This window comes from Paenibacillus sp. A14 (genome assembly GCF_036864815.1).
GTDB lineage: Bacteria > Bacillota > Bacilli > Paenibacillales > Paenibacillaceae > Fontibacillus > Fontibacillus sanfengchensis.
Window position 1 is genome coordinate 913,176 of record NZ_JBAGJD010000001.1, and the last position, 10,570, is coordinate 923,745.

The 10,570-nt window shown below is 40.9% G+C and carries 15 protein-coding genes and 1 pseudogene; all 16 read right to left on the minus strand.

All coding sequences use genetic code 11. The annotated features are described in order from the left end of the window. Window positions 1-538 precede the first annotated feature (538 nt). Window positions 539-877, minus strand: coding sequence for a hypothetical protein (locus V4U88_RS04445; protein WP_334072015.1), 339 nt, complete (start codon window positions 875-877; stop codon window positions 539-541). Between the two features lie 253 nt (window positions 878-1,130). After that, window positions 1,131-1,442: a hypothetical protein gene (locus tag V4U88_RS04450; protein WP_334072016.1), complete on the minus strand. Its 312-nt coding sequence runs from the start codon at window positions 1,440-1,442 to the stop codon at window positions 1,131-1,133. A gap of 332 nt (window positions 1,443-1,774) precedes the next feature. Further along, window positions 1,775-2,050, minus strand: a complete 276-nt coding sequence (locus V4U88_RS04455) for a hypothetical protein (protein ID WP_334072017.1) — start codon at window positions 2,048-2,050, stop codon at window positions 1,775-1,777. Window positions 2,051-2,085: 35 nt separating this feature from the next. Then, window positions 2,086-2,619, minus strand: coding sequence for a hypothetical protein (locus V4U88_RS04460; protein ID WP_334072018.1), 534 nt, complete (start codon window positions 2,617-2,619; stop codon window positions 2,086-2,088). A 4-nt stretch (window positions 2,620-2,623) separates the two neighbouring features. Next, on the minus strand, window positions 2,624-2,902 hold the full coding sequence (locus tag V4U88_RS04465; protein ID WP_334072019.1) for a hypothetical protein: 279 nt from the start codon (window positions 2,900-2,902) through the stop codon (window positions 2,624-2,626). 83 nt (window positions 2,903-2,985) lie between these two features. Continuing rightward, a complete protein-coding gene (locus V4U88_RS04470; protein WP_334072020.1) occupies window positions 2,986-3,159 on the minus strand; it encodes an RHS repeat domain-containing protein in 174 nt (57 codons plus the stop codon). Window positions 3,160-3,295: 136 nt separating this feature from the next. Further along, window positions 3,296-3,703, minus strand: a pseudogene (locus V4U88_RS04475) (DUF6630 family protein); the annotation flags it as partial. 125 nt (window positions 3,704-3,828) lie between these two features. Continuing rightward, the gene (locus V4U88_RS04480) at window positions 3,829-4,125 is read right to left on the minus strand and encodes a hypothetical protein (protein ID WP_334072021.1); all 297 of its coding nucleotides are present in this window, start codon (window positions 4,123-4,125) and stop codon (window positions 3,829-3,831) included. 201 nt (window positions 4,126-4,326) lie between these two features. Continuing rightward, complete coding sequence (locus V4U88_RS04485; RefSeq protein WP_334072022.1) at window positions 4,327-4,752, minus strand: hypothetical protein; 426 nt, start codon at window positions 4,750-4,752, stop codon at window positions 4,327-4,329. A gap of 143 nt (window positions 4,753-4,895) precedes the next feature. Next, complete coding sequence (locus V4U88_RS04490; protein ID WP_334072023.1) at window positions 4,896-5,321, minus strand: hypothetical protein; 426 nt, start codon at window positions 5,319-5,321, stop codon at window positions 4,896-4,898. Window positions 5,322-5,325: 4 nt separating this feature from the next. After that, window positions 5,326-6,348 (minus strand): RHS repeat domain-containing protein, encoded by a 1,023-nt coding sequence (locus V4U88_RS04495; RefSeq protein ID WP_334072024.1) that lies wholly within the window; start codon window positions 6,346-6,348, stop codon window positions 5,326-5,328. A 156-nt stretch (window positions 6,349-6,504) separates the two neighbouring features. Beyond that, a complete protein-coding gene (locus V4U88_RS04500; RefSeq protein ID WP_334072025.1) occupies window positions 6,505-7,155 on the minus strand; it encodes a hypothetical protein in 651 nt (216 codons plus the stop codon). Next, window positions 7,143-8,300, minus strand: coding sequence for an RHS repeat-associated core domain-containing protein (locus V4U88_RS04505; protein WP_334072026.1), 1,158 nt, complete (start codon window positions 8,298-8,300; stop codon window positions 7,143-7,145). The genes V4U88_RS04500 and V4U88_RS04505 overlap by 13 nt, the downstream gene beginning before the upstream one ends. 98 nt (window positions 8,301-8,398) lie before the next feature. Then, window positions 8,399-8,713 (minus strand): hypothetical protein, encoded by a 315-nt coding sequence (locus tag V4U88_RS04510; RefSeq protein WP_334072027.1) that lies wholly within the window; start codon window positions 8,711-8,713, stop codon window positions 8,399-8,401. 491 nt (window positions 8,714-9,204) lie between these two features. Then, on the minus strand, window positions 9,205-9,507 hold the full coding sequence (locus V4U88_RS04515) for a hypothetical protein (RefSeq protein WP_334072028.1): 303 nt from the start codon (window positions 9,505-9,507) through the stop codon (window positions 9,205-9,207). After that, the coding region (locus tag V4U88_RS04520; protein ID WP_334072029.1) for an RHS repeat-associated core domain-containing protein at window positions 9,482-10,570 on the minus strand (1,089 nt) is incomplete at its 5' end. The genes V4U88_RS04520 and V4U88_RS04515, both read right to left, overlap by 26 nt.

Genomic DNA, 10,570 nt, shown 5'->3' on the forward strand with positions numbered 1-10,570 from the left:
ATAGAAGTGGACCAAGCCCTCAAGGAAATCAGCTTCCCGAGGGGGCTTGGTCTTTTTCGTATTAGTTTGTCGTCACCTTTACCTTGTAAGGATCCGTAATGCCTATCCGTTCATTTGAAGGAAATAGAAGGAATTTATATCGCTATGTTCTTCCTACAGATTGATACGAAAGGAAACCCGTGAGGCGCACTGTAGATGGTTTACGAGGTAGCTTTTTGCTCTGGCAGTACATCTATAGATTCAATGAAAATATTGATCTCATGCTCCCCTACCTTTATAGATTCTACTAGCGCATCATGAAAGTATAATAAATTAAAGTAAGTAGGCTCTATAATTGTCAACTTTATAGCCTTGAATAGGAAGAAGACAACTACTTACTGGATTTCTAATCCTGAGGAGTTGTCTTTTTTTGTTGAGTTGCATTTTGTGTAGAACTGTATACATCCAGGATTTATTACTACTCGTTTATTTCAAATTGGATTAAGCTATATCGTATCTGAAAAATGTTTAATTAACAAAGAGAAATACACTTCTCTTATTACAGTGACATAATAAAATCTTTCTTTAGTATTTTTAATTTCTCAATTCTTTCTGCTATAAAATATCTGTAACTTTCCTGTGTATACCCCTCTGGCCATGAGTTGCAGAATTCTATACAGGAAATTGTTTCAATTATTATTCTTATAATTTCCATGCAATAGAACACAAATGCTTTGTGATAGTAAGGACTATCAGAATAGTCTCCAATCACCTTCCTAATTAGCTTCATCATTTTTATAAATGACTCTTCATTCCAATCTGCGTTTATTCTAATATAATTTGCTAACTCCTCATCAGAATCAGAATATTCCAGAAACTGTTTCAAACTATCCTTCATAACGTTTAACCATGACAGTCTATAATAGCACTGCCAGGTATTCCTCCTTCCACTAAAACTTCACTTGCTCCTTTTGCCCATTTATTCGCTGTACAAATAGATGACCTTGCAGTGCGGTCAAATCAAACTCAGGTTTTTCCAACTCGCCTGAACATTCTTTAAAATCAAGGTAACGTGCTGTATACAAACAATCATGCAAAATCTCCTACTATGATCAAATTCGTAACATCGCATTATGTTGTTGTTTAGCTTACTAATCGAAATTTGGATTGAATACTCTCCGCCCTTTACAAATTTGCATATCCAATAAATTAGTTTGAGTATTTTGTTCTATAAATTTTATAGCTTCACGCAGATTGGTAAATTCCTTCATTTCCTCTCTTAAGTACTTTTCCGCGACCATATTTTCTTCATCAATTTCGTCCACGTAAACTTTATATATTCCTTGCCATTTTTGTATACCGACAGACGACCAAATGGTTTTCCCATTTATATCAAATGAAAAAACATTTCCTAATTGCTTTCCATTCTCGATCCATTGAATCAATTTTTCAGTATTCGCCATTATTTAAAGTTGCCTACTTTCCGACAATATTTATTAATACTTTTATCTGTTCCATGGTTTCGAGTTGTTTTAAGGATCCCTATTTACTTGTGACTCTAATCCAGGATAATCATCATATCCCCCTATTTCCGGATCAAAAATTTTAAAATTATTTTTTCTCCAACAGATGACCCTTTAATAATCCTACTTGGCGATCAGGAAACGCAAAGTTCCTTGTTTTTCCTGTGCATATCTGCACTATTCACCCTTATTAATGAGATTCCATTCGGGTTCAATCTTCCTTTCGAGACTTCTTCAATTTCATATTGATTTAGTAAGAAAGCTTTGATTTCTCATTTATATGTCAGATCAGTACCTAATCTTTTTTCGAGAAAATTCTGCATTGCTTGGAGATATGTTTGTTCCATTTCAAGTATTTCTTTTTTTAAAGCACTTGTTAATTCCTGAAATTTACAATCGACATAATCCATATCTCCAAACTCTGAAACAATATCTCTAGTAAATGTGATATTGTCCAAACCATTAAGGTGAATTAAAAATCCCAATACAACATCATTTGGACGCTGACCAAATTCATCTTCTATATTTTCAAAAAAAGTATAACTCAAAGAGTATGATAGAAGGCTTACCTCCTTTATAAGGTTTATAGTTCGAATGGGTAAATACTCGATAACCCTTTTTTTATTTTTTCAATTTCAGTAAGCAACTCCTGTCTATACACGGCTTTAAGGTTCAAATTTTCATCAAAATAAACGTCGGCTTGTGTATCTATAAGTCCCTCCATTTGTGATATTAGGTCAGCCAGTATAAACCATTCTTTTAGGTTTATATTTAAACTTAATGCATGTTTAGATGAAAAATCCCCTAGGTCATGATCATAAAAGTAAATTAAACTATTTAAATTATTGTTTGAATTAATTAACCATAAATCCCCCTGTCCGCTTTCTCCAAATATCCATAGTTCTCCTTCAAATTCAGTAAAATCTTTACGGTAATCCTTATTATACTGTTTTGCTTTTTCATACGAAAGGAGAACGCAGTCTTCGGATATTTTATTATCCGCCAAATTTTCACAAACCCATAAGTACTCCTTTGGAAATAATTCGCTAACAGCAACTGAGTTTTTTCTCCTTTGCAAACCATCTACTACGTCCTCAAAGCTTCTCTTTTTAAACAAAGTCTCACCTCTTATACGAATAATTTTTAATTGACGTAGAACTTCTAGAATTTATTTTGCTTTTCTTTGCCATACTGTCTAATACCATCTCAAAATAAGTTTTCATCTCTTGTTTTGAAGAATTTGAAAATTTAATTTTAGATTCATTCAAAATATTCTTCCAAATAATATTCCAGTTCTTACCCAACTTACTACTATTAGTGTGAATTCCAGGCTTTTTAGTGTGTTGTTTTTTGCTTAAATCGAAAAAATATTTAGGATCATTGACATCAATGTCTGCCATTTGTTTAAAAATATCTTTAAATTGTTCCGGAAAACCATGATGTTAGGGTTTCCTTCCTGCTCTCCTGGTTTGCTCTCCGCTGCCTACTCATGCAAAATTTGGTTCCCGTCCCATATATAGCAGTATACTACGCCATTGAAGCGCTTCTCAATCCGGCGGCCCAAGCTGTCGTACGTGAACACCACTTCCTGGCCGTCTGGCCGCATGACTTTGCTCATCATGCCGTTGTCGTAATACTCGTAACGCCAGCGCGGCAATTCATATCCAACTACATTCTTTATGACAAAAAAGACCTCGAAAGGCTAGTGGCCAATCAAGGTCTATCAAGTTTCCAACATATTAGCTTGCTACTCGCAACCGTCCCTACTCTATATGGCTATTAACCAATTATACTTACACAAAAGTGTCTTTAATGCTGAAACCTGCTTCTGCAGCCAGTTGCTTGATATCAGCCAAATCTACCAAAAGAATAGTAACAAGAATGTAGGAGTCACTATCTATATTTAAATAAGCTAGTCCCATTCCGTGCTCGTTAAGTTTTTTAGATACTTCCGATTTAAACTGATTCGGAGAGTAACCACCATAGCTCTCATCCTCAAACTCTACCCAATCCGGAACTGGTATCCCCTTCCTATTCAGCAGTTCATCGACCACATCGTATACGTATATTCCCGAATCCTTCCAATCGATTTCAAATGCCAGTTCCCGCTCAATCAAGGCATCAACCAATGCAATCCAGGCTAAATCCTCAACCGTCTCATCTATCCCTCTCTCCTCAAGACGCTGCTCATATGTTGCAAAATAAACCTCCGGTTATTCGAGAGCCAATGCAACTTCTCCCAGTACACTTGCCGCTTCATCATAGGCCAGCTTCTCACTAAGCTGTATCAATGCGGAATTATGCATGTCCTTATTCTCCTCCGGAATTAGCGCATCACTCGTTGCCAGTCTGGCACTTTCTCATTCTGAAGTACATATTGCAAAACCTCGTCTTCATCTGGATTATAGCCCGGCTTATCCTTTGGAATTTCCGCTAATTTGGTTTGAAGTAATGGATGCTCTATTATCGGTGTGCTTAATCCTTCTTTTTCTCTAAGTATTTTAATGGAAAAATAATCGTACGGAATACAACTAAATAATAGAATTTCCACACTTTTTTGAGGAGTGTCATTCAGACTATAGATACGATACTCACATACTTCATAGAGAAGTTCATTAATCATCTCACAATCATGCCAATACCTCATGGACTTTGGTACACATGATCACTGGGTAAAATATCAAACAGTTCTGGCATTTCTCCCTGTTTTCCACTTATGATACAAACAGGCCATAAATACACACTGGGTTTTATTTTCAGTGTAGCAATTCGCTCTCTTAGAGAACATATTACTTGCAAACCAATAAGCCCGCCTAGCACCCAATTAATAGAGAAATTCATACTTGTTTATTTCTTTATTAAAGGTAACAACAATTGGAGGTACTTCAAAACCGAATGCTATAGAAGCCCATTCAATTATAGCAGCTACTAAACCCTCTTCCTGAAAATCACACGGAGCTATGTTTATTGAGTGGATAACTATTATCGTATCTTTATTATAAATTGATTTACCTAAAATTTGGTCGCTTACTTTTTTCAAACCTTCAATTAAATAAATAATATCTCCTTCAACAAGAGTATCTTCATCTACTACTTGATGCTTGGCAAAAGCCAATTTTAACCCATCGCATACTTCTATCATATCATCTTGAGCATTGTAATTTGATATTGAAGTATACTCTGCAATTATTTTAACGTAGATCCCCCATGTGGACTTAAAAACTCTGTAGGTATGTTCAACTAGATTCAAAAAAACTACCACCCATCCTTATCAAAATTTTAAATATTTCATTATGGACTTGTCAAAAAAGTTCTCTTTTCCAAAATTAGTTCCCCTAGTAATATACTCATAACCATGGTCAGGAGTACCGTCCAATAATTTACTAAAACGACTTAACCAACTATTAAAGCTGTTTCTTCTGAGCTTAATCCATCCACATCAAAAGATTTAAATTTAGCTAGATCACTTTTTGCAACACTGAATTCAATAATTTTCAAATCAGCACTTGGATTTCTCTTGAGCTTTAAATCCAAGTAATCAAGAGCACTAACTTTATTATCCCAAGCGTAGACTCCCTCACCCAGATGAGCCTTATGCGGTGCAGTAGGCCAAGGTTCTCCACCTTTTAATAACCTAGTTTCATCGATAGAATTTTGTACGGTGTAAAAGGTTCTACTTCCAGCTTCACCCTTCCCCCCAGGAATACACCCATTCTTACTCAGCCCAAATACGTCCACTTCCGTATTCGGATCATACACATACCCATACAACGTCGGGTTATTCCCCGCCAGCCCTATAGGGTCCTGCTGCGTATACATCCCTTCATGCGGCGAGTAATAGCGGAAGCGGTTTGTAGTATAGCCCCGTTTCCACGTCCTCGTATTGACCCGGGTATCGGAACGGGCAATCGGCTCTCTTGCCACGGAGGTAAATTCCGCGGATATCCCCGTAAATATCCAATTCGGCGGCCCAAACGCGTTCCCCGTGTGCATCATACATTTCTACCGGGGTGCCCAGATGGTCGGTGATGATGCTGTACGTACCATTGGCCGTGATTTTGGCAGCCGGCCGGAAGGTTCCGTCCTCAAACACCCAGGTCGTCAGGCTCGCGGGGTCGGGTTCTTGTGCAGCAGCAGGTTGAGATATCAGGTACTTAAACTTTTCTGCCGCTCCTTGAGGTGCAACTGAATCAAACTCCGGTTTTTCCTCATACTTGTCCTGCGTGCTCTCCGCTGCCCACTCATGCAGAATTTGGTTCCCGTCCCATATATAGCAGTATACTACGCCGTTGAAGCGTTTCTCAATCCGGCGGCCCAAGCTGTCGTACGTGAACATCACTTCCTGGCCGTCCGGCCGCATGACTTTGCTCATCATGCCGTTGTCGTAATACTCGTAACGCCAGCGTGTTTTGTCCGGGTCCACCTTTTCGATCAGTCGGCCTTCCTCGTCATAGCTGTACTTCGTTCCTTCGGACTCCAGCAAGCGCCCGCCCGCGCCATATTTCCGGTCCGTGCACAGGCCGCAGCTGTACAGGTTCCCGACATCATCCGCCATGCGGAAGATTTTATCGAACTCGTTACTGGCCCCGTTGTTGTAAGACATTTGTGCCGTCCATGGCATGGCCGTTCCCGTCGAGGCCGTACCGGGGCCAGTCGGCTCTTGCCCCTGCCCTTTTTGCTCGGCCTGCAACTGGCTAATCTGACCCAGCATATCCCGTTCCATCTTGATGTGTGCGCCCAGGCTGCTGCTTACCTCCGTCCGGTTGCCGAGTTCATCATACTTGTTGGCGATCCAATATTTATCCCGCCATTCCTGGATCAGACGGCCGGTTGCATCATACTCCATCTATTTATCGATGTAAAAAATAAAACCTTGAAAAGGCTAGAAGCCAATCAAGGTCAAGAAATTCATAAAATTTATCTAAACTACAAAGTTACTTAAAAAGCCCCCGTTAAGATAGTTAAAAAACGTTAAACCTCTCCCACTATCTTGTATTTACCATTACTCCCTATAAGATAAATACTCGAACATATTTTTGGTGTATTCTGGACCAATAACTTCTTCAAGTAAGGGCTCCAACGTCTCGACATAATCACTCTTAACCTCTAGTGTCTCTTCATCAATAACATCCCCGTCAAATTTATTGACTGTTTCAAGAATGATAGCTAATGCGTCAAAAAACGTGGCTAGAGAATCACATAATGGAAATTCATCTCCGCCTTCATAGCTGGCATATACTGGAGACCCTTTTTTAGCTGTATCAACAATGATTGGATCATCGTTCTTATCTGCAATGACTACCCATGACGGGTTCCATTTAGGATTTTCTTTGAAAGGTTCTTGTCTGCCAATCCATCTGAATCCATTTTGTCTTGCTGCTAATAAATCTAGTGGATAGAGATAAACAGGTGCTCCTCCAATCTCAATATTCAATACATCAAGTTGATGTCCACGTTTATAAACTGTACCCACCATCTCATAGGTTTCGTAAAAAAACTTGAGTTCTGACGAGAGTGGGATTCGGCTATCTACATTCACACTTTGGGCCTCAGACCTATGAAGTAATTTGCCCTCTTGCGAAGCTCCATAGGTGTAATTGTATTTGTTAAACGCTTCGGCAAAATTGGATAAAGAAGTTTCTAGCGTTTGCATTTTATTGGATTCCTACCTTTCTCTGCTTGATCAAGCATTGCCTGACGATCAATTAACCTGCCTCGTGTTGCATTTTGTGTAGATCCCCTATGTCCTTGGTCTGAATACACGTGCTCATTATCGGTCCTATGATTAGATAAAAATACTATATTTCTCGGATCCCCCTTCCACTTACGACCTAAAGAACCATTACCCTCTACGCTGTTAATATGATGGCCAGTGTAACCTTGAGCTGACATTTCACTAAGTAACCTTGAATTAGGGGTACTTTTAATGAGTTCAATTTCTTCTGCTGACCAATTTCTAGTACCCCTGTCTGTAGCTAATATTAATTTTTTTTCAAGTGCCCACGCTCGATGGATAGCAGTTTCCCTAGCTCCTGGTTTAGCACTAAGCGAAACATGAGGTCTATATCTTATTAAGCCAAACAACCCAAATGGATCCACCCAAGCATTCGGGTCACTTACATACCCGTAAAGCACTATCCCACCCTTAAGCCCCAGCGGATCCTGCTGCGTATACATCCCCTCATACGGCGAGTAATAACGGAAGCGGTTATAGTACAGCCCCGTTTCCTCATCTTCATACTGCCCTTGGTAACGGAAGGGGCAATCCAGTCGATTGCCTTTCAGGCCAGTCCACTGAACATTTCCGTAGATATCCAGTTCAGCAGCCCAGACACGTTCACCTTGTTCATCGTACATTTCCACCGGTGTTCCCAAGTGGTCATTTACGATACTAAAACGCCCTTCCGGCGTCAGTTTTGCTGCCGGTTGGAAGGTGCCGTCATCGAATACCCACGTTGTTGCGGTTTGCGGTTCGTCCTTCCACTCGTGAAGGATCGTATTTCCGTCCCACACATAGGTTGTTTTAATGCCATCATACTCTTTTTCAATTCGCCTTCCAAGAGGATCATACGTGAAGGTAACTTCTCTACCGTCTGGCCGTACGACTTTGCTCATCATGCCATTACCATAATAATCGTAACGCCAGTGTGTTCCGTCGGCCTCTATCTTCTCAATCAGATTGCCTTCTTCATCGTAGCTGTACCGTATGCCGTCAAACTCCAACAGTTGACCGCCTACGCCGTACTTACGGTCGGTCTTGTGACCGCTGCTATACAGGTTGCCTACGTTGTCGCTCATTCGGAACAAACGGTCAAAGCCTGCGGAACCGATCAGGGTGCCGAAATCGTCGTAAAGGAAGCTGGTTTGCTTGTTCGTCAGGTTGTCCGTGATCGACTTTAGACGGTTATTGATATCCCAATTGTAGCTGCGTCTGCGGCTCTGCCAGTTTGCTTCTGAATGATATCGGTCTGGCTCATGACCTTTTTCGCGGCCGTGAGCACCTTGTCCATCTGGCTTTTGCCTAACTTCATTACTTTCTCGCCTCCAACCTTGATCACCGCTTTGCCGATCTTGCTGGCGGCTTTTCCCCCGGGAATCATACAGACGAGCGATAACCCTGCGCCGACAAAGTCGCCGCGTGCCAGACTAACCCCCGCATTAATCACATCAAATACGGCGCCGACGCCCGGCAGCATGCCAAGCACGTCCACAGCCCCATTTGAACCTTATTTGAGAATTGCTTAAAGGTCGATTGAATGATTCAACATCCCTATATTCGACTAACGTCGAGTGCACCTTTAGAGCGGTTTCTTTTTGTGTATTCCAGTAATTCGCCTTACCAACAAATGATCTTTCGTGCGCGTTCTTTTCGTTGGTCCAAACGTATTACCAATACCATTATTCCCATATGATTGTAAGGCGAGTGAATCGGCTTTAGTAGAACATTTCAACAACAAATTGAAAAAACCAGTTGCCGATCATTACCCGACAACTGGTTGCTTACTTGTAAGCTATCTTAATCCCTGTGTCAAATTAAAGTCCTCCCACTGGTTGAGTTTTTGTTCAAAAGATCAGGTACATTGCCAGAAACCAGGGACTGGGTTTGTCATCTCATTTTCCTTGATATCAGCAAAAAAATATAGTGCTCCGAAACAAAAAGGATAATCTCCCTCAAGAAGAGTATCTAGGTAGGCATCTTCATCTAGTTATTTAATTCTTTTAGCAATTCCTTCGCTCGATTTATCTCATAACTAAGTACATCTGTATTAGAGTTATCAGATATCACTCGCAAAAGGTGAGATTTTGCTTCTTCTTTTCTTCCCATCAAAAATAGAAAGTCGCCATAACAACAACTTGCCTGTAATAATGTGATAGTATCCCCTTCTTTTTTTGCAGTTTCAATGGCATTTTTTAAACAAATTTCCCCTGTTTTATTATTACCAAAGTCTAAGTAACGTAGCGCCTTATTGAATTCATTTTTAGCAACCAGAAGAATTCCTCCCATACATTTTTACATTCCTACTACTTCTAGGTACATTGTATTTATACATCATTTCCTTAATATTTTTGTCAAAATCCTTAATAGTAAAATCCGGGTTTTCATCAAGCCATTTTAACCAATCTTTATTCCATCCATTCTCATGTAATCTAGCATGTTCAGCGTGGGGTATTCTGGAAATTCTTTTATCTAAGAATCTTTGTGCATCTTTCACACCATTGTTTTCCAATTGAGTTACAAACTTCTCCTGATTTAATAATGCTTGTGGTCCTAGATGATGATCTCTCATTGATGCAGGGCCGTACCTATTTCGCCATTGAGAAGTTGATCGATTCATTCCACCTGTAGTCTGTCCTGTTCCTATTCTTGAACTGCCTGATTTTTTTAAGCCAAATTCATCTGCTTCCACATTCGGATCATACACATACCCATACAACGTCGGGTTATTCCCCGCCAGCCCGATCGGGTCCTGCTGCGTATACATCCCTTCATGCGGCGAGTAATAGCGGAAGCGGTTGTAGTATAGCCCCGTTTCCACGTCCTCATATTGACCCGGGTAACGGAACGGGCAATCGGCTCTCTTGCCACGGAGGTAAATTCCGCGGATATCCCCGTAAATATCCAATTCGGCGGCCCAAACGCGTTCCCCGTGTGCATCATACATTTCTACCGGGGTGCCCAGATGGTCGGTGATGATGCTGTACGTACCATTGGCCGTGATTTTGGCAGCCGGCCGGAAGGTTCCGTCCTCAAACACCCAGGTCGTCAGGCTCGCGGGGTCGGGTTCTTGTGCAGCAGCAGGTTGAGATATCAGGTACTTAAACTTTTCTGCCGCTCCTTGAGGTGCAACTGAATCAAACTCCGGTTTTTCCTCATACTTGTCCTGCGTGCTCTCCGCTGCCCACTCATGCAGAATTTGGTTCCCGTCCCATATATAGCAGTATACTACGCCGTTGAAGCGTTTCTCAATCCGGCGGCCCAAGCTGTCGTACGTGAACATCACTTCCTGGCCGTCCGGCCGCATGACTTTGCTCATCATGCCGTTGTCGTAATACTCGTAACGCCAGCG